The organism is Ruegeria sp. BG8, assembly GCF_056538325.1.
Genome location: NZ_JBQFSZ010000005.1, coordinates 197,683 through 216,069 on the forward strand (window position 1 = coordinate 197,683; position 18,387 = coordinate 216,069).

General features: G+C 53.1%; 15 protein-coding genes. 6 read left to right on the forward strand and 9 right to left on the reverse strand.

From position 1 onward, the window contains the following. Together ACR0DG_RS12325 and ACR0DG_RS12330 are read right to left on the reverse strand one after the other, a co-directional pair. Nucleotides 1–363 (reverse strand): fluoride efflux transporter FluC, encoded by a 363-nt coding sequence (locus tag ACR0DG_RS12325; protein ID WP_480696925.1) that lies wholly within the window; start codon nucleotides 361–363, stop codon nucleotides 1–3. Continuing rightward, entirely contained in the window at nucleotides 360–728 is a 369-nt protein-coding gene (locus tag ACR0DG_RS12330) for a fluoride efflux transporter FluC (protein ID WP_480696923.1), read from the reverse strand. The genes ACR0DG_RS12325 and ACR0DG_RS12330 overlap by 4 nt, the downstream gene beginning before the upstream one ends. A gap of 231 nt (nucleotides 729–959) precedes the next feature. On the opposite strand from ACR0DG_RS12330, the gene ACR0DG_RS12335 reads away from it, so the two are divergent. The 3 genes from ACR0DG_RS12335 to ACR0DG_RS12345 all read left to right on the forward strand — a co-directional run bounded on the left by ACR0DG_RS12335 (nucleotide 960) and on the right by ACR0DG_RS12345 (nucleotide 5,061). Then, entirely contained in the window at nucleotides 960–2,540 is a 1,581-nt protein-coding gene (locus tag ACR0DG_RS12335; RefSeq protein ID WP_480696921.1) for an FMN-binding glutamate synthase family protein, read from the forward strand. Nucleotides 2,541–2,602: 62 nt separating this feature from the next. Then, the gene (locus ACR0DG_RS12340) at nucleotides 2,603–3,142 is read left to right on the forward strand and encodes an RNA polymerase sigma factor (RefSeq protein WP_480697280.1); all 540 of its coding nucleotides are present in this window, start codon (nucleotides 2,603–2,605) and stop codon (nucleotides 3,140–3,142) included. A gap of 29 nt (nucleotides 3,143–3,171) precedes the next feature. Continuing rightward, nucleotides 3,172–5,061: a vWA domain-containing protein gene (locus tag ACR0DG_RS12345; protein ID WP_480697278.1), complete on the forward strand. Its 1,890-nt coding sequence runs from the start codon at nucleotides 3,172–3,174 to the stop codon at nucleotides 5,059–5,061. A 36-nt stretch (nucleotides 5,062–5,097) separates the two neighbouring features. Here the strand turns inward: ACR0DG_RS12345 and ACR0DG_RS12350 are convergent, their stop codons facing one another. From ACR0DG_RS12350 to ACR0DG_RS12365, 4 genes are read right to left on the reverse strand one after another with little or no spacing between them, the layout of a single operon-like run. Next, on the reverse strand, nucleotides 5,098–5,742 hold the full coding sequence (locus tag ACR0DG_RS12350) for an ABC-type transport auxiliary lipoprotein family protein (protein WP_480696919.1): 645 nt from the start codon (nucleotides 5,740–5,742) through the stop codon (nucleotides 5,098–5,100). Further along, complete coding sequence (locus tag ACR0DG_RS12355; RefSeq protein ID WP_480696917.1) at nucleotides 5,739–7,055, reverse strand: MlaD family protein; 1,317 nt, start codon at nucleotides 7,053–7,055, stop codon at nucleotides 5,739–5,741. The genes ACR0DG_RS12350 and ACR0DG_RS12355 overlap by 4 nt, the downstream gene beginning before the upstream one ends. 6 nt (nucleotides 7,056–7,061) lie before the next feature. Further along, nucleotides 7,062–7,877 (reverse strand): ABC transporter ATP-binding protein, encoded by an 816-nt coding sequence (locus ACR0DG_RS12360; protein ID WP_480696915.1) that lies wholly within the window; start codon nucleotides 7,875–7,877, stop codon nucleotides 7,062–7,064. Between the two features lies 1 nt (nucleotide 7,878). Then, on the reverse strand, nucleotides 7,879–9,003 hold the full coding sequence (locus tag ACR0DG_RS12365) for an MlaE family lipid ABC transporter permease subunit (RefSeq protein WP_480696913.1): 1,125 nt from the start codon (nucleotides 9,001–9,003) through the stop codon (nucleotides 7,879–7,881). Between the two features lie 241 nt (nucleotides 9,004–9,244). On the opposite strand from ACR0DG_RS12365, the gene ACR0DG_RS12370 reads away from it, so the two are divergent. From ACR0DG_RS12370 to ACR0DG_RS12380, 3 genes are all read left to right on the forward strand, one after another. Further along, on the forward strand, nucleotides 9,245–10,777 hold the full coding sequence (locus tag ACR0DG_RS12370; RefSeq protein WP_480696911.1) for an alkaline phosphatase family protein: 1,533 nt from the start codon (nucleotides 9,245–9,247) through the stop codon (nucleotides 10,775–10,777). Between the two features lie 85 nt (nucleotides 10,778–10,862). Beyond that, nucleotides 10,863–12,758, forward strand: coding sequence for a hybrid sensor histidine kinase/response regulator (locus ACR0DG_RS12375; protein WP_480696909.1), 1,896 nt, complete (start codon nucleotides 10,863–10,865; stop codon nucleotides 12,756–12,758). Next, entirely contained in the window at nucleotides 12,758–13,459 is a 702-nt protein-coding gene (locus tag ACR0DG_RS12380; protein ID WP_480696907.1) for a response regulator transcription factor, read from the forward strand. The genes ACR0DG_RS12375 and ACR0DG_RS12380 overlap by 1 nt, the downstream gene beginning before the upstream one ends. 69 nt (nucleotides 13,460–13,528) lie before the next feature. Here the strand turns inward: ACR0DG_RS12380 and ACR0DG_RS12385 are convergent, their stop codons facing one another. From ACR0DG_RS12385 to ACR0DG_RS12395, 3 genes are read right to left on the reverse strand one after another with little or no spacing between them, the layout of a single operon-like run. After that, nucleotides 13,529–14,839 (reverse strand): HlyD family type I secretion periplasmic adaptor subunit, encoded by a 1,311-nt coding sequence (locus tag ACR0DG_RS12385; RefSeq protein ID WP_480696905.1) that lies wholly within the window; start codon nucleotides 14,837–14,839, stop codon nucleotides 13,529–13,531. After that, on the reverse strand, nucleotides 14,826–16,970 hold the full coding sequence (locus ACR0DG_RS12390; RefSeq protein WP_480696903.1) for a type I secretion system permease/ATPase: 2,145 nt from the start codon (nucleotides 16,968–16,970) through the stop codon (nucleotides 14,826–14,828). The genes ACR0DG_RS12385 and ACR0DG_RS12390 overlap by 14 nt, the downstream gene beginning before the upstream one ends. Beyond that, a complete protein-coding gene (locus ACR0DG_RS12395) occupies nucleotides 16,967–18,355 on the reverse strand; it encodes a TolC family protein (RefSeq protein WP_480707168.1) in 1,389 nt (462 codons plus the stop codon). The genes ACR0DG_RS12390 and ACR0DG_RS12395 overlap by 4 nt, the downstream gene beginning before the upstream one ends. Between the last annotated feature and the right edge of the window lie 32 nt (nucleotides 18,356–18,387).

Consider the following 18,387-nt stretch of genomic DNA (forward strand, 5'->3'; position numbering starts at 1 on the left):
TCATCGCATTATCGCCAGACCAATCCAAAAGGCGCCCAAACATAATGCAACGCTAAGAAGAATATTGCCTGCAGCAAAAACGATGGTGCGTTCTTTTCGCAGCTCGAGCGACTGATAGGCAAAGCTAGAGAAAGTGGTGAAGCCACCGCAAAAACCGAAGACCAGACGCTTTTGTTCTTCGGCCATTTCGACTGTCCCTCCGAGGTAGCCGACCCAAATTCCAAGCAAAAGGCTGCCCAATACATTCACGATCAAAGTCGAGAGTGGAAGCTCGTGTTTGATCACCAAGGCGATCCAATGGCGCAAAACGGCACCAAGCCCACCGCCAAGTCCGAACATCAAATGCAGGAACAGGTCGGTCAATCCGATGACCTCCCTTCCAGAACCCGCCTTCCAAGCATTTCCCCCAACACTGCGGTACATAAACCGACGAAAATCTCAAGAGCCGCCGCTGTGACGGCGTGCCAGATGTTCTGAGACGCCATAACATCCAGGTCAGCCACAAAGGACGAAAACGTCGAAAGCCCACCACAGAACCCGACCGCGCCGAAATGCAGCACATGCGCGTGCACTCGGTTGCGAATGGAATAAAGCCAACCAAGAACAAAACAGGCAACAACATTAATGCCAAACGTAGTGGTCAGAAACGGAGCACCCATGATCGGCGAAGAAAAACTCTCACGCAGCAAGGATCCAACGGCACCGCCCACGAACACTGCGGCAAACATTAAGGTCGCATTTGGTGCCGCCAATTTTGTCGTGTTGTCGTCCAATACAAGCGCCCAAGTTTATACTTTGACCGGCATACAATTAGGTGCGTTTTGTATCAACCAGCGGCCGGGGTATTCCATGTATTTCACAAAACCACCCTTTCCCGTGATACATGGTACAAACGCTTGCAAATAGGGGCCAATTGGTTTCACGGTCCATAATTGTCTTTGCCAGATTAGGAGAGCCCGATGATTGTTCGCAAACTCTATTATTTCCTGAGTTGCGTGTGTCTGCCGCTGACCTTGGTGTTGGGGTTTTTCTGGTCACCTGTGCACTGGCTGCTTTTGTTTTTGGTCCCCTACGCGGTGATTGGCCTCTATGATATTCTGACCACAAAACACAACGTGCTGAACAACTACCCGGTCTTGGGGCATTTTCGGTACATGCTTGAGTTTGTTAGCCCCGAGATACGCCAGTATTTTGTGGAAACAAACGAAAGCGGGCGCCCCTATAACCGGATCATTCGCGCCTTGGTTTATTCGCGCGCGAAAGGTCAGGTGGATACACAGGCGTTTGGCACACAGTATGATATTCTTTCGGTGGGATACCACAGGGCCAATCATTCTCTTGCCCCAAAACACGTGAGCGAAAGCGAAGAACGCGTAACCCTTGGCGGGCCGCAGTGCACGCAGCCTTACAACGCCTCGCGACTGAATGTTTCCGCCATGAGTTTCGGCGCCCTTAGTGCGAATGCCATCAGGGCGCTGAATGGTGGTGCCAAAGACGGTGGTTTCGCGCATAACACGGGCGAGGGGGGGCTGTCGCCTCACCATTTGGCAGAAGGCGGCGATATCATCTGGCAGATCGGCACGGGTTATTTTGGCTGCCGAACCATCGACGGTGAATTCGACAAGGACAAATTCGCCGAGAAAGCTAAGAAGGACGTGGTCAAAGCCATTGAAATCAAGCTTTCACAAGGGGCGAAACCTTCGCATGGTGGTGTCTTGCCGGCGGCGAAAGTCGATGAAGAGATTGCTGAAATTCGCGGCGTGCCGGTAAATCAGGATGTCATCTCTCCTCCGGTCCACTCAGCGTTCGAAGGGCCAACAGGGCTGCTGCATTTTGTGCAACATCTTCGCGAAATGTCTGATGGCAAACCGATTGGTTTCAAGCTTTGCATAGGTCGGCCTTGCGAATTCATGGCCATTTGCAAGGCAATGTTGGAAACAGGTATTCTACCCGATTTCATCACAATCGATGGCTCAGAGGGTGGAACAGGTGCGGCACCTGTTGAGTTTACGAACCGTTTGGGAATGCCGTTGAACGAGGCGTTGATATTCGTGAACAACTGCCTTCGGGGCGTCGGGCTGCGCGACCAGATTACGATCATCTGCGCAGGCAAGGTTGCAACGGGATACGATCTTGTTGAGAAATTCGCGCTCGGCGCTGATATGTGCAATGCGGCACGCGCCATGATGTTCGCGGTTGGATGCATTCAGGCGTTGCACTGCAACACGAACCGTTGCCCATCAGGTGTTGCGACGCAGGATCCAATACGGGGCAGGGCGGTTAATGTCCCGCAAAAACGCCAGCGTGTTCATCGATACCATGATGCAACGTTGGAAAGCTTTCGCGAAATCCTTGGGGCGATGGGCAAAGAGAAGGTCTCCGACCTGCACCCCTCGGACATACGCCGCCGCACGGCCGATGAGCGAGAGCATAGCTATGCGGACCTATATACTCTGCTCGAAGACGGCGCGTTGCTGAAGGACACTGTCCCGGATGAGTTCGCAGCAGACTGGAAGATGGCATCTGCGGAACAGTTCTGACTTTTTTATCTAGTTTCGCCAAGGATTGACCTTTGTGGTCCGTCTTACTCATCGTGATGCGCATGAAAACGTCGGATGAGGACTTGGCACAAGCTGCAATAGAAGGGGACGCGGATGCGTTTGAAACCCTTTTGCAGCGGCATTACGATCGCGTTTTCCGTTTGGCTTTCCGGCTGACCGGAGTGCCAGATCTTGCAGAAGACCTAACGCAGGAAATCTGTGTAAGTTTACCAAGAAAGCTTTTGAGTTTTCGGGGCCGGTCCAAGTTTACGACGTGGTTATACCGTGTGGTTGTCAATGCTGCCGAAGATGCGCGAAGACGACGGGCAAGCCATACGCGCGCTTCGGTCGGGTGGGGTGATGTGGAACATATGCGCCGTGCCGAGGCCGCTGAAACAGCAGAAGCAGTCGAGTGGTTGCAAAAAGCCATGCGCACCTTGCCTCAGGACTTGCAAGATACACTGGCGTTGATCCTGGAAGACGAGATGACTCATGCTCAGGCGGCCGAGGTCCTTGGTGTGTCTGAAGGAACGGTGTCGTGGCGGTTGTCGGAAATCCGAAAACGTCTTCGTGCGCTGAGACAGGAGGAACTGGCCCCGTGACAGATGATCTTGAACAGCTAAAGCAGGCTATGGATGCGGTGACCCCAACTGCGGATGCAGCGCGCCGGGCGAGCAATACAACCTTGGCCCGCGAAAAATTCATTAAAGCCCAAGGATTGCGGCCTGAGAGCCGTCCCACTGTCAGGCGAGGCCCACTGGCCCGCATGACAGAAGGAGCGCAATCCATGTTAAATACGCTTTCAAGCCGCAGCGCATTGACCGCAACGACAGCAATTGCAGCAGTCGCGTTGTTTGTTTTTTTACCCCAAACCCAAGGATTTTGGCAGCAGCCAGACCAATGGTCTGAAGACCATGCCGTGCAATCGATAGCTCAATCGCCACAGGTGGAAAAGGCATTGGCAGAAGCGCTCACTGCAGACCTGGAGATCGAGCCGCAAACACCTGTGCCCGCAGAACCACGTGCCTTAAGCCGCTCTCAGGTCGCGGAAGAGTTGTCTGTTTCGAACGGCTTTGCTAGCGAAACGCTGATTGAAAGAACGCAATCTGAACCGATTGCCGCCGAAACAAACAATGAAACCTTTGCGAATGCGGAAAGCAACGCATTGAAGGTGACAGCCGACGAACCTGTTTCGACATTCTCGATCGATGTCGACACGGCTTCATACGCAATTGTCCGATCGTCTTTGATGGGTGGTCATCTTCCACCCCGGGATGCCGTTCGTGTCGAAGAAATGGTGAACTATTTTCCCTATGACTATCCGGTGCCAGATGGTCAGGTTCCATTTCGCCCTTCAATTACGGTAAGTCCTACGCCCTGGAACGAAGGCACTCAGCTCGTGCATGTTGCGATTCAAGGTGCAGTTCCAGAGGTTCAGAACCGTCCGCCCCTGAACCTTGTTTTTCTGATTGATACGTCTGGATCCATGCAGGATGCCAACAAACTGCCCCTTCTGAAACAGTCCTTCCGATTGCTGCTGTCCGAGCTGCGACCGGAAGATCAGGTAGCGATAGTAACCTATGCAGGCAGCGCAGGTCAGGTTCTGGAACCGACTGCCGCATCAGAGCAAAGCAAGGTATTAGCGGCGCTCGACAGGCTCGAAGCTGGTGGGTCGACGGCCGGTCAGGCGGGTTTGCAACAGGCGTACCAGGTGGCAGAAGCTATGTCGTCTGACGGTGAAGTAACCCGCGTCGTGTTAGCAACGGATGGAGATTTTAATGTCGGTTTGGCTGATCCAGAAGAACTTAAGGAATTCATTTCGCGTAAACGCGCCAGCGGTACTTTTCTAAGTGTTCTAGGATTTGGTCGCGGTAACTTGGATGACGCTACCATGCAGGCTTTGGCCCAGAATGGAAACGGGCAGGCCGCCTATATCGATACGTTGGGAGAAGCGCGCAAAGTTCTGGTTGACCAATTGGAAGGCGCGTTGTTTCCGATTGCCAATGATGTGAAAATCCAGATCGAATTCAACCCTGCGCAAATCGCCGAATATCGTTTGATCGGATATGAAACGCGTGCACTAAAGCGAGAAGATTTTTCCAACGACAAAGTAGATGCAGGTGACATCGGCGCAGGTCACTCAGTCACTGCGATCTATGAAGTGACACCCATTGGATCTGATGCTGTTCGCAACAGCCCTTTGCGTTACGGCACCCAAACCTCTGCGGACAAGACGGATGAGATTGGGTACTTCAAATTGCGGTACAAAACGCCGGGTGCATCCCAAAGCCAATTGCTGGAACAGCCGATTTATTTCGGGCAGGGGGACGAATCCGAAGACGTTCGGTTCGCATATGCAATTGCAGGTTTCGGCCAGTTGTTGCGCGATAGTCCGTATTTGGGCGAGTGGACTTATGAAGACGCGATCGCTTTGGCAAATACATCCCGTGGCGATGATCCGTACGGTTACCGCTCTGAGGCGGTCACTCTGATGCGCCTTGCGCAGTCTCTAACCAAATAGCCTTGTTTACTTTCTCAGCCCACGCGGTGACCAGTCTTACCTTGGATTGTTCGTTGCGTGGGTGTGGATTCTGCGAATGCTCCATTCGACTGCATCCCGCATCGTTTTTCCAAGAGCAACATCAAAGGCTGTCACCAGATCAGGGGTTTGATCGCTTTCCGCTATCACGAATTCGCTGAAAGAGTCGGACGCGATGATTTTGTCTTCAAATTCGTCGATGATCTTGATGTTCATTCGAACTTCGACACGAACCAAGCTCGCGTCCTCTGACTCGCTTACGACGATGCCCTGAAATTCACGCAGGTCGGGAACGATTACGTAATCGGCACGTAGACCCACGGTCGAGCGACCGACTGCAGCCACTTTTCCACTGTTTTCATAACTCTCCACCATGAGCGCCTGAACAATAAGCGGTGCTCGATCAACCCAGCGGGCTCTGGAAAGGTATTGCACCTGAAGGGGCGAGGGTTGCACGGCGATCTGGTCGGTATTGACTGCGGCAGTGGCTGTCGGTTCTTCGACAACGATCTGTTTTTGTATCTTCGGCAACGACGTGGAAAAGGTGCTTTTGGGCGTCAGCAGGTACAAGTCATTTGGCTTTGACGCCTGTTGGAGCGTGCCCAACCCGGTACAGCCGGTTACCGCCGAAACGGCAAATGCCGCCAGGATCGTCCTAATCATTGACGAAACTCCGATGCTTGGGTTCCCAGCAAAAAGCGGGCCGGGTCCCGTTCAACCTTATCCACCAAGCGATCCAGACTAATGACCAGCCGCTGGGATTCTTCGATGAAGCGCGTGAATTGGGGCAGACCCACGCGTAGGAAGTCGGACAATTGCCGCCGGTTTTCCTGCACAACGCCATCGATTGTGGCCAATAGGTCGGATGCCGATCTAGAGGCGCTCAGGATGTCTGCGGATATTTCGTCGATCCGATCTGTGACCCTTGTAACAGTTGTGGCAACCTGATTGGCGGCATTGCGTATGTCGTCGACCACGGCCCCGACGTCCTCGTTAATCACCCGGTTGGCCGAGTCGAATGCCTTTTGAGCCGACACAAGGGTTCCTTCGGCGGTTTCCATCGCACCTGTGATCGAGCCCAGTGTTTCATTCGCATTCAGGAAGGTTTCAGAAACCGTCGCGATGGCCACGCTGCCTTCACCTGATAACCGAGAAAGGTTGTCTGCCAGTGAAGATGCGCGGTCGATGAACGGTTTCAAGTCCTGTTGGATGACACGGTCCGCCGTCTCAAAAGTAATCTGGGCGCTATCCAGTGCATTTGCGGCCGACTCGGACGCTGTTTTCACGCTTTTAAGGGTGTCTGTACCGGTTTCCAGCGTGGTTTCCGCCGTATCGGCCAATTGGTCCAGCCGTCTGGAAAAGGCCGAAATCTCTCTGGCCGCGCCGCCCAAATCAGCCGAAAGGGATTCAAAGTCTGATAGGGTTTTGTCCAGACGGCCTGTTGCTGAGGCCACGTTTTCGAGGATTTGCGATACCGCCTGTCGGTTCTCGTCGTCAACGACCTGGTTGATGTCTTCCAACAATGTGATGGCTTTTTCCATCAGCAGCGGGGCGCCTTCGAACAAAGATTGAATCGCGCTGCGTTTGCTTTGGATCAAACTGTTCTGAGGCAGCCGCTCAGCGTTGGCTGACCCTCCGGTCAGTTCGACAAAGCTTACTCCAGTAACCCCCAGTGACTGGAGTTGGGCTACGGTTTCTGAGGTCACGGGAATATCTGCATCAACTTCAAGCCGCACGCGCACCTTTGAGGGGTCATTCTCATCCAATTCTAACGATATGACCTGACCAACAGGCAATCCGTTATAACTGACACCACCCGCCGCAGACAGGCCAGAGACGTTTTCGAACAGCACGTCATAATAGGCGTATTGGCGTGATACTTCGAACTTTGCCAGCCACAGGAAAAACCCGAATGCGCCTAGAATAGCCGCAAGGGTGAACGCGCCGATCAGGATATAATTTGCTCGGGTTTCCATGGCTTGTTACCTGTCTTGCCCTTTCTCTTGCGCCGCACGCGCCCGAGGGCCGGTGAAGTATTCTTGTACCCAAGGATGATCGACTTTGGTCATTTCTTCAATCGGTCCCTCGACCAACACGCGTTTTTCGGCAAGCACTGCGACCCGATCGCAAATGGCATAGAGGCTGTCGAGATCGTGCGTGACCATGAAAACAGTCAATCCAAGTGCATCCTGCAACTCACCTATCAAATCGTCATAGGCTGCGGCCCCAATCGGATCCAGACCAGCGGTAGGTTCGTCAAGAAACACAATTTCGGGGTCCAAAGCCAGTGCGCGAGCCAGCGCAGCGCGTTTGCGCATCCCGCCAGACAATTCCGAAGGGAATTTGTCACAGCTGAGTTGCGGTAAACCAACAAGACTGATCTTCAAGCTTCCAAGCGCAGACATAAGGCTTTCGCTTAGGCCGGTATGTTCTCGTAGTGGTGCCATAACGTTTTGCAGCACTGTCAAAGATGAAAACAAAGCGCCGTCCTGAAAGGCGACGCCCCAGCGTTGTTCAATGCGACGGCGTTCTTGTTCTGGGCCGTTTAAAACGTCGACGCCCAAAACCTCAATATTGCCGGCGGCGGGTTTGTTGAGCCCGACGATTGTCCGAAGCAAAACGGATTTGCCCGTGCCTGATCCGCCAACAATGCCTAAAACTTCTCCGCGCCAAACATCCAGATCAAGGTTCTGATGTACGACTTGCGGGCCAAATTGATTTGTCAGGTTGCGAACGCGGATGACAGCCTCGCGTTGAGTATCCTCTTTGTTGGTTTGTTGCAGAACGGTTCCGTCCATGTCACACCCCAATCACCGAGAAGAAGATCGAAAACAGCGCGTCCAAGGCAATGACCATGAAAATGGACTGAACAACAGATGCTGTGGTGCGCTGCCCGACGCTTTGGGCAGATCCTTTGACTTGCAGGGCTTGCCAGCAGGCAATCACGCCGATGACCAAAGCAAAGAATGGGGCTTTGATCATCCCGATGGCGAACTGCCAAATGCCGGTATTCTCTTTCAACCGTGTCGCGAACATGCCCGGGCTGACGTTCAGATCAATCCAGCTCATCAATCCGCCGCCAATCAGGGCCGAGATATCAGCGATAAACCCAAGGATCGGCAACATTATCAACAGTGCAACAACACGCGGGATAACCAGAACTTCGATTGGGTCCAGGCCCAGTGTCCGCATGGCGTCTATTTCTTCCTGAACCTTCATGGACCCGATCGAGGCGGTGAATGCCGACCCGGACCGACCGGCAACGATGATGGCGGTCAGCAAAACACCCAGTTCCCGAAGGACCGAGATAGAGATCAACTCAACCACAAAAATCTCTGCGCCGAACTGTTTCAGCTGAGTTGCACCCTGAAACGCCAGGACAACGCCAATCAGAAAACCCATCAAAGCAACGATCGGGATGGCCTTGAAACCTGTCTCTTCCATTTGGGAAACAAGCGCTGCACCTCTCAGCCGGCTTGGCTGCAACAAAGTCCGCACAAGGCGATGCAGGGTCAAGCCCAGAAACCCGAGTATTGAAAGGGTATCTTGCCACGCGCCCATTGTGCCTTTGCCGACGCCTTCCACCCAATCCGTAAAGCTGCGTTTTTGGATGTCTGGGGTCGCCTCATCTGGGATATTCTTGGAAACCGTGTCGATGAGATCGGAATAAGCGGGCAAAGCGCCCTGAAACTGCAAATTGATGCCTGCTTTTCTGACGCGATGTGCAAGGTCAGCCACAAGCCAGGCTCCGCCCGTGTCCATCGCCTGAACGTCAGACAAGTCCAAAACCACGCGATCACCTTCGGGGCGAAAAACAGCAAAGGCGTTTTCCACGCTGCTGAGGGACTGAGTCAACAATTCACCCGACACCCGAATACGAACGCCATCGGCGTCCCGGTCCAGTTGAAGTGCAGGTTCAGTCATAGGCGTATGTGAGTTGAAACGGCCATGGGCTGCAATGAATATTTGTCACATACTTGCTATTTGCCTGCCGGCAGGTAGGCCGGTGTGGCAATGAAAGAACAGCCTTTGAGCGTTGGGCACAGCATACTTGTCTCATGTCTGAACAAATATGATTTTCTGAGTAACTTGCCCTGTTGCCGCTATGTTGGAACCAAGCCAAAGTCCGCACGGAAACCAATTCTGTGGAATCAGGGAAGTCGGAATGCGGCAAGCCGGAAACGCTCTGTTTATTATCATTGATCAACTCCGGGCCGACTGTCTCGCCGGTGCATTGGCGGACCATGTCGATCTGCCCAATCTGCGCGCTTTCATGTCAGATGCGGTGACCTTTGAGCGACATTTTTCAGTAACTAATCCCTGCGGACCATCTCGTGCCTCGATTCTGACCGGTCAATACGCGATGAACCATCGTTCGGTTCGCAACGGAACCCCGCTGCGTCACGACACGCCAAACATCGCAACTGAAATGAGAAAAGCTGGGTATTTACCCATGCTTTTTGGCTACACCGATACGTCGGCTGACCCAAGGGTCCATGATGCCAATGACCCAATTTTGCGGTCGTATGAACAGCCAATGACGGGTTTTGAAGAAGTTGTTGAGATGCGGCTGGAAGAGTCCTTTCCCTGGCGGTCGCACCTCATGAAACAAGGGTATAAGTTCGACGACTATTGGGATGTACACACCCCGGCCCCCGAAAAAAATAGCGGTCGACAATTGAACGACCCTGCCATGTATACGTCTCAAGACAGCGATACTGCGTTTCTGACCGATCGTTTCCTCGACAGTCTGGCACCGCTGACCGACCAAAATTGGTTCGCGCACCTGACATATATCAGACCGCATCCGCCGTTGGTGGCGCCGGCACCCTACAACAATATGTATGATCCATCTGCACTGCCGCATCCCGCTGGGCATTCGGAATTGGAAGACGAGGCTGGTATGCATCCGTTCTTCCGCCCGACGATGCAAAAACAAAAAGCTGCAGACTTTGTGTTGGGTTTTGACGATATCGAACCGACGATTGAGAACGTCCAGACCTTGCGATCCGTCTACCTGGGTCTAGCAACCGAAGTGGACCATCACATTGGGCGGGTTGTTCAGTTCCTGAAGGACACTGGGCAATATGACGATACGTTGCTGATCATCACCGCAGACCACGGTGAAATGCTGGGTGACCGGCACAGTTGGGGCAAGATGACGGTTTATGACGCAGCCTACCACACCCCTCTTTTGATCCGTCTCCCGGGTAACCAAGATAGGGCGGGTTCGACCGTATCTGCTCCAACGGAATCCATTGATATCACGCCAACAATTCTCGAATGGGTCGGCCAGCCGATCCCCAACTCAATGGATGGGCGTTCGCTGATACCTGTGCTGCAAGGAGAGACCCCGAAAGACTGGCGACAGTATTCTTTCAGCGAGTTGGAATTTGGCGATCCACAAAAACAGACGCTTTGGCAGCAACATCTTGGAACAGGTGACAGCGACTCTTGCTTGGCCATTTTGCGCGACGACCGGTTTACACTTGTCGAGTTCGCGGCAGATTTGCCGCCGCTTCTTTTCGACCAACAAGGTCGCGGTGAACTTGAAAATATAGCGCAAAATCCTGACTATGCGGCGGACTTGGCGCGACTGAGCCGTCAGATGTTGCGGCACAGGATGCGCAATATGGATCATACACTTTCGCTGCACTCTATCACGCCAGAGGGGCCCAAACTGAAACCCCGCCACTGAGGCGCCTAGCCTAATCTGTCGCGCCCGACCCCCCTACACCTGTGATTATTCCAATGCTACCCATGTAACCTTAGGGAGGTTGGAATTGGACATTACCGAAGACCAGATCAAGGCGATGACGACTGCCGGTTTGAACCTGATCGGTCAAGGTCTGTCGATATACGATAGCAAGTTACGGCTGGTTGTCAGTAACCGACCCTTTCAGGACATGTTCAATTTGCCGGACGAATTGGTCCAACCGGGCGCGCTGTTTCGGGACACTATTCGATACCTCGCGGAAAACGGAGAGTATGGGAACAAGTCCGAAGTGGATGAGATTGTCGAGCGGCGCGTGAAGCAGGCTTTGACGTTTGAACCTCACTATCTGGAACGTATTCGCTCCAACGGTCAGGTTATTTCGGTCGAAGGAGCACCCCTGCCCAAAGGCGGGTGGGTTGCCGTCTATACTGACATCACCAATACCAAACAAGCCGAGTCTCTCTTGCGAGCACGGTCCGTTGAGTTGTCAGGTCAGCTTTTGAACCGGGCAGAGGAACTTTCTGCGACGAACCGGAAACTGGCCGCGACCAACTCGGCTTTGGAAGAAGCTAAGCGCCAGTTGACAGAGATCGAGGCGCGCACGCGCATGACGACTGAAATGATGCCGGCGCATATCGCTCATCTGAACGCCGATGGGTGTTATGACTATTCCAACCGCCGCCTCAACTCTGTCATGCCAGGTCGACCGTCTGATATCGTGGGGATGCATATCTCTCAGGCTCTTGGATCAGTGGCCTATGTCCGGGTCGAACCTCATTTGCAGAAAGCATATGCGGGTGAAACTTCCGTGTTCGAGTTTACCGAGGATCAAGGCTCAAGACGCATTCGTGTTTCTTTTTCTCCGGATGGCGATGGCGGCATTTACATTATGTCGGTGGATATTACTGAAGAAACGCAGGCCCGGGTTGCATTGCAGCAGACGCGCCGGCGTGCGATGGCGGCGCAGATGACGAACGGCTTGGCGCATGACTTCTCTAACCTGCTGACGATAATCCTGGGCATGCAATCGCGTTTGGAAAAAATGGATTTGCCAGAATACGCGCGCGAATTGGTCGAGGCGACCCAGCAAACCGCCCGCCGAGGTGGGCAATTGTTGAACCGGATTGCGGATATGACGGGAAGCCGAACGCTCCAGCCAAAACCGACGGACATGAGAAGCCTGCTCGAAGATCTTCGCATCTTGGCGTCGCCTTCGCTGCCGCGGGGCGTGGGATTGTCGGTGGTCAACACGTTGCCGGATGAGGTCCTGATGCTGGATCCCGGTATGGTTCAGGATGCTTTGTTAAACCTTGTTCTAAATGCCCGTGACGCTTGTGGGGGATCGGGTCAGATCACTGTCAGTTCGCATTCAATCGACAATATTTGGATCGAAATTGCGGTTTCCGACACCGGCCCCGGGTTTTCTTCCGAGGCATTGGATAAGGCCCTGAACCCATTTTTCACGACAAAAGGCAGCAAAGGTTCAGGGTTGGGGCTGCCCATGGTCTACGACACGGTGAAACTTGCGGGGGGTGATCTAAACCTGCGCAATACCCCGTCGGGGGCATCTGTTGTCTTGCGATTGCCGTATCGTCTTGCTCCGCCTGTGCAAGATGGGCTGGTGCTGCTGGTGGAAGACAATGACGACCTTCGCAGCCAGTTCCGTGAGATGCTGGTTGATCTTGGATTCTCGGTGATCGAAGCGACAACAAAAGATGAGGCCTTGGGACTGGCGGCTAATATCGATGATATTGCCCTTGTCCTTTCCGACATTCGGTTGGAAGGGGCGGAGACCGGCTTGGACTTGCTAGATGAACTGCCGCCATCTTTACCTAGTATTTTGATGACATCACTCCCGTACACGGATCCATTGCACCGACAGGCGCTGACACTCGCCCCGGTCTTGCGAAAGCCCTTTACGCGTGCTCAATTGTCTACCTTGATCAGAAGCAAGGCCGCCTGATGACTCAGCCTTTGGTTACCATTGTTGACGATGAACCCGAGATCAGGCGGATTTTGACGGATGCGCTTCAGGATGCCGGGTTTCGTACCCAAAGCTTCTCTCGTGCGCGCGAGTTCGAAGCGTCGCTGAAGCGCGTAACCCCCGATGTTTGCCTTGTGGACTTATCTTTGCCCGACACGGATGGGTTGGCGCTGGTACATCGTCTTGCGCTCGAGCAAGGTGCAGCGGTGATAATCATCTCGGGGCGTGCGCAAGTCCAGGACCGGGTAACCGGGTTGGAGTTGGGTGCCGACGACTATATCACAAAGCCTTTCGACCCGGCCGAGGTTGTAGCCAGAATTCGCGCTCGGTTGCGATCGCCAAGAACCCAGATGACCCATTCAGATCTGGCCCGCTTTAACGGATGGACGGCGCATTTTGATCGTTATGTGCTGGAAGACGGCTCCGGCGCTGAAACACCGTTTAGTCATGCCGAAGGCGAGGTGCTGCGTTTGTTTCTCGAAAGCCCGAAGCGTTTGATCAGTAGGGCTCAGATGCAAGAAGCTTTAGGTGGTGCAGCCGGTGACAGTTTTGATCGGGCAATGGATGTGCGCATATCGCGTTTGCGTACCAAATTGGGTGAGGATCCCAAGAATCCAAGGTTGATCAAAACCATTTACGGTGCGGGTTACATTTTCTTAGGCGACGTCGAGTGGCGCTGAACAAAGAATCCTAGAAACCCAATTAATTTTTAAATTAAAAAGGTTTGAGCGGAAACTAGAGCGGGCAAATCATTCTCGTAGTGCCCGCTCCTTAACTTTGACGACCGGTTGCATCAGGTATTCCAGTACGGTTTTTCGACCAGAAAGAATGTCTACCTCGGCAATCATTCCGGGAATGATCTCGACAGCTACACCATTGGCATCCAAGATGGACTGATGGGTTTCAATTTCCACGACATAGACTTGCTCATCATTGCGTTCAGATCGGGTAATTGTGTTGGCTCCTATTCGTGTTATTTCACCATCAAGTGCGCCGTAGCGCGCAAAGTCATACGCTGTCAGTTTCACTTTTACAGGTTGCCCGGCGTGCAAAAATGCAATGTCTTCGGGTCTGACGTAAGCTTCGACCATTAGCCTGTCATCCAAAGGGACTAATTCTACAAGCTCTTCACCACTGCGCGCTAACCCCCCGATCGTGGTTCGGTGAATCCGATTGACGATGCCGCGCACCGGGGCTTTGACCAAAGCGCGGTTTGCCCGATCCTGCAGAGCTGGCAATACGGGTTTCAGGGCGGCAAGCTCCGCGGTTGTTATTGCTAGGTCTGTTAGCGCGGCACTTCTGAACCGGCTGTGTGCTGCGTTGATGCGATCGTCAATTTCGTCGAGCCCGGTTTGCAACCTGTTAGTTACCGCTGTGGCTCTGGTCTTTCTACCCATCCATTCCGCCTCACTGCGTCGTAACGAAAGCAATGTGGTGGCAGGTTCCATCCTTTGTTCCACCAACGGCGTCATGATTGCGCGTTCCTCAGCGAGTATCCTGAGTGTTTCATCAGCTGTAACCTTATCAACCAGCCCTTCTTCATATTCTCGCTGTCGTTGTTGTCTTTGCCGCTCGAGGATTGCGATTTCAGCGCGTAGTTCAGCCTGGCGTCCTTGGTAAAGTGCCGTTTCAGATCGGATTACGTCTGGTGCTCCGTCTATGAGCTCTGGGGAAAAAAGCAGAGCGTTTCTTTCGATTTCTGCCTGTAGCCTCTCAGCGCGTGCCATCAATCCAAATGCGCGTTGTTGTTCCTGACTGAATTGGCTATCGATCTGGGTGGCATCAAATTCCATCAACAACGCACCCTTTTCCACAATCTCACCTTCCCTGACATACAGAGATTGAAGAACCCCGGCTTCTGTTGCCTCGATAACCTGAACATCGGCAGAGGGTACGACCCTGCCGTCAACGCGCGTTACATCGTCTAGCTCTGTCAAACAGGCCCACGCCCCAGCACTTACAAGGCAGCCCAAAATGGCAAGCAGCAGTAACGAACCTCGCAATGGTGATCGTCCGCGCATCTCGCGAGCCAGATTGGCCAAGTCATTATGTCGCGACATTTAGGTGCCCTCTGCTTTTCTCAGCGTATTTCACTATCGAACTCTTGGGTCCATCCACCTTTATCCGACCGGCTTCGACAACAATCACACGGTCAACAAGGGCCAATAGGCTTGGCTTGTGTGTGATAATTATTGTCGTTGTCTCAGCAGTTGATTGTTTGAGGCGTTGGATGACTTCCGTTTCTGTCTTTATGTCCATGGCACTTGTCGGCTCATCTATCAGCAAGACCGGAGGTTGACCGACCAAAGCCCTTGCAAGGGCGATGGATTGTCGTTGCCCTCCAGACAGCCCTTCTCCTCTCTCAGATAGGATCATCTCGTATCCGTTTGAGGTGCGTGCGGCGAACGCATCAACGCCTGCAATCCGCCCTGCTTGAAGGATATCCTCGTCACGTGCGCGAAAACTGCCGCTGGCGATGTTGTCGCGGACAGAGCCTGAAAACAGCCAGACATCCTGCAAAACAGAACCGATACTTTGCCTCAGATCACCCGGATCCAACTGGCGAATATCAATGCCATCCATTGCGATTGAGCCTGAATGCGGTTCGTAGAGACCGAGAAGCAGGCGCGCGATCGTACTTTTCCCGGATCCGATTGGGCCCAATATCGCAACTTTTTCGCCTGGTTTGATCTCAAACGATACGTCTGAAAGGGTGTTGTCGGTTTGATCGGGATAGCTAAAGCTGACGTTCTTAAAAGAAATTTGGCCTGTGAAAGTTGGGCGACTGATCCATTTGCGTCCTTGGGGCCTTTCATTCTCGGCGCTCATAAGAGCGTTCAGATTTCGATAAGCGCTTTTGGCCTGATTTACGCGCGTCAGAGTTTGAGCAAGCTGCCCTAGCGGTGCAAGGGCACGACCGGTCAACATGACAGATGCCACCAAAGCGCCCATGCTTCCCTGGCCGTCCGAAATTAGAAATACACCAAAAAACACGATCAGCACTTGCGCGGCTTGTTGAGTGAAACCCGTCAAGTTCAGGGCGAATTGAGTTATTGCTCGACTGCGCGTGCCGTGTGACGACTGCCGCTCAATCGCGGCTTCCCAGCGTGACCGCATTTGCAGCGCCGCTGTCGTTGTCTTGATTGTCTCAAGTCCCGACACCGTTTCAACCAAGACGGACTGTTTCGACTGACCGTCTTTGAAGCTATCATCTGCCAATCTTGAGAGAAACGGTTGTATTAGTAGGCCCGTCACCAAGACGATTGGGACTGCTAAGGCGGGAACCAAGGCGAGCGGACCCCCGATCATGTGTATTACCAAGATGAACAGCGCGATGAAGGGCAGATCGACTAATGCCACTAGTGTTGCCGAAGTAAAGAACTCACGCAGAGTTTCGAATTCTCGGATTGTGCTGGTCATTGCGCCGGTAGATCCTGTTCGGGAGCGCATTTTGATGTTCAACAACTGCGCAAATATCCGACGGCCCATCAACATATCTGCCTTTTGCCCTGCGCGGTCGATGAATCCGGCACGCAATAGTTTAAGGAGGAAGTCGAATACCAGTGCCAAACCAACGCCAACTGTAAGTGCGATCAGGGATTCTGTTGCTTCGTTAGGCAATACACGGTCATAGACCACCATAATGAAAACCGATGTCGACAAACCAAGCAGGTTAGCCAACGCAGCAGCCAAAATGACCTGAGTATACGACCAACGGTTAGCCAGCATTGCTGCCCAGAACCAGTGCCCTTGAGCGTTTGCTCCGTTTAGGCCCGGGTCTCGCTCATGGGCCCTTCGAAATAAAATGGCATACCCGGTATACGAATTGTCTAGTTTGCTTTCTGCAATCTGGCCAATTTCATCACCAAGACTCGGATCGAAAATTAGAATTTTGCCTGATTTTGAACGCCCGTGAAATACTACAGCGCGTTGGTTCTCCAACAGAAGGATTGCAGGCGTCAAACTGTCATCGAAGTCGTTTAGTTTCCTGTTGCCGTACCCGGTCTGAAGCCCCGCAGTTTGCGCTGCGTCAACTACATCTCGAATGTTGGCTTCCTCGGTTCTTCCAGATTGATTGGCAAAAAGAGCTGTTTGTGTAAGTGCGCACTCCAAGTGATCGGCGACATGCAACAGGCAAGCTTCAATCTCTGTCAATCTGGGGCTGTTCGGGAAAGGTTGAACGATACTCATCGGGATTGGCCCTGTTGTTCAGAAGATACCCCGAGCAAGTCCAGTATGTCCCCAGTCAAACTGAGGATTGAATACTCTGTCAGAAAAAAGCTTTGTTCTGCCAAAATCTGCCTTTCCTGAGCGTTCACAAAGTCACGTTGTGCGTCCAAGATTTCGATCAGACTGCGGCGCCCGATTGTAAATTGGGCACGAGTGGCCGTTACGTTATCGGCGTTAGTCTGTGCCGCAATACGGGCAGCCCGCAGTCTTTCCGCTCCGGCTTGCTGGTCTGAACGAATGAACTCTAACTCGCGTCTAATGGACCGAACAACATTCTCGCGTGCAAACTCTGCTTCGCGCACGTTCGCCTCCGCGTTTGAGATTGCGGCGCGCCGTCGACCTGTGCTGTCCAACTCATAGTTGAAAGACATATCGATCCCGAAATTTGCGTCGTTGTTATCATCTCGATCTGCAAAGGCGGCGACCTCAACACTTGGCTTGCGTCTTGCGATCGCGGCCGTTTGTTCAGCACGCGCGGCGATCAGTGCAGCATCTGCGCGACGGACCAGAGGGCTGTTCTCTATGATCTGAACATCGGAAAGCGCAAGGCGTGGTGCAGAAACTGGTGGATCCAAGGGACCTGGCGTTTGGCCGAAGACTTCGCGAAAGTTGGCTTCGGCACGGTCAGTTCGCGCATTTGCATCAGCCAAGCGTGTCTGGGAATCAGCCAACCTGGACTCTGCTGCCAAAACGTCTGCGTATGACCCAGCCCCTTGATCAAACCGTTCTTTTGTTTGCCGAACAAATTCCTGATGAGTCTCCACGTTTCGAACCAGGATTTTCTGAATCTCACGATGATCGCGAACGGCCACATACGCCTCGATCGCTTTCAGTGCGATGGCAGACGCGGTCTGGAGTTGCTCGCCACGGGTTTCGACAACTCTGGCTTTTGCAGCAGCCAAATCCCCAGACGCGGCTCCGCCGTCATAGAGAAGTTGCGATACGCGTAAAAAGGGAGTGACATCTGCGATACCAGTGTCGATACGCTCCGTTCTGGCGTTCATCCCCAATGATACGCGGGGAAGAAATGCACCTCTTGCGGCAACCTGATTTGCGGTCGCTGATTGGTATCTCGCATCGCTTTGCGCTTTTGCTGGGTTGTTTTCGACGGCAAACTTGACGCGTTGTCTAAATGCACTTTCTAACAGTTCAGGAAATTTCGTTTGAGAATCTGCATCGACTGAACCAGTTTGCAAAGGAACACGCACTCCGGAAATATCGGGGGTTGGAACACAGGCCGACATCCAACTGGCCAGCGTTAAGACAAGCGCTTTTGTTGCGTTGTTTCGATTGAGCATTGGTGTTTCACACCTCACTGAATTCCAATAGGTCTCCGCTATGGGCATTCGCGAAGGCCTTCATGAAATCGGAAACACCT

Excerpts from the sequence above, each read along its gene's own strand:
- ACR0DG_RS12330 (WP_480696923.1), bottom strand. The coding sequence starts at position 728 with ATGTTTGCCGCAGTGTTCGTGGGCGGTGCCGTTGGATCCTTGCTGCGT.
- ACR0DG_RS12335 (WP_480696921.1), top strand. The coding sequence starts at position 960 with ATGATTGTTCGCAAACTCTATTATTTCCTGAGTTGCGTGTGTCTGCCG.
- ACR0DG_RS12340 (WP_480697280.1), top strand. The coding sequence starts at position 2,603 with ATGAAAACGTCGGATGAGGACTTGGCACAAGCTGCAATAGAAGGGGAC.
- ACR0DG_RS12345 (WP_480697278.1), top strand. The coding sequence starts at position 3,172 with ATGGATGCGGTGACCCCAACTGCGGATGCAGCGCGCCGGGCGAGCAAT.
- ACR0DG_RS12350 (WP_480696919.1), bottom strand. The coding sequence starts at position 5,742 with ATGATTAGGACGATCCTGGCGGCATTTGCCGTTTCGGCGGTAACCGGC.
- ACR0DG_RS12355 (WP_480696917.1), bottom strand. The coding sequence starts at position 7,055 with ATGGAAACCCGAGCAAATTATATCCTGATCGGCGCGTTCACCCTTGCG.
- ACR0DG_RS12360 (WP_480696915.1), bottom strand. The coding sequence starts at position 7,877 with ATGGACGGAACCGTTCTGCAACAAACCAACAAAGAGGATACTCAACGC.
- ACR0DG_RS12365 (WP_480696913.1), bottom strand. The coding sequence starts at position 9,003 with ATGACTGAACCTGCACTTCAACTGGACCGGGACGCCGATGGCGTTCGT.
- ACR0DG_RS12370 (WP_480696911.1), top strand. The coding sequence starts at position 9,245 with ATGCGGCAAGCCGGAAACGCTCTGTTTATTATCATTGATCAACTCCGG.
- ACR0DG_RS12380 (WP_480696907.1), top strand. The coding sequence starts at position 12,758 with ATGACTCAGCCTTTGGTTACCATTGTTGACGATGAACCCGAGATCAGG.
- ACR0DG_RS12385 (WP_480696905.1), bottom strand. The coding sequence starts at position 14,839 with ATGTCGCGACATAATGACTTGGCCAATCTGGCTCGCGAGATGCGCGGA.
- ACR0DG_RS12390 (WP_480696903.1), bottom strand. The coding sequence starts at position 16,970 with ATGAGTATCGTTCAACCTTTCCCGAACAGCCCCAGATTGACAGAGATT.
- ACR0DG_RS12395 (WP_480707168.1), bottom strand. The coding sequence starts at position 18,355 with ATGCCCATAGCGGAGACCTATTGGAATTCAGTGAGGTGTGAAACACCA.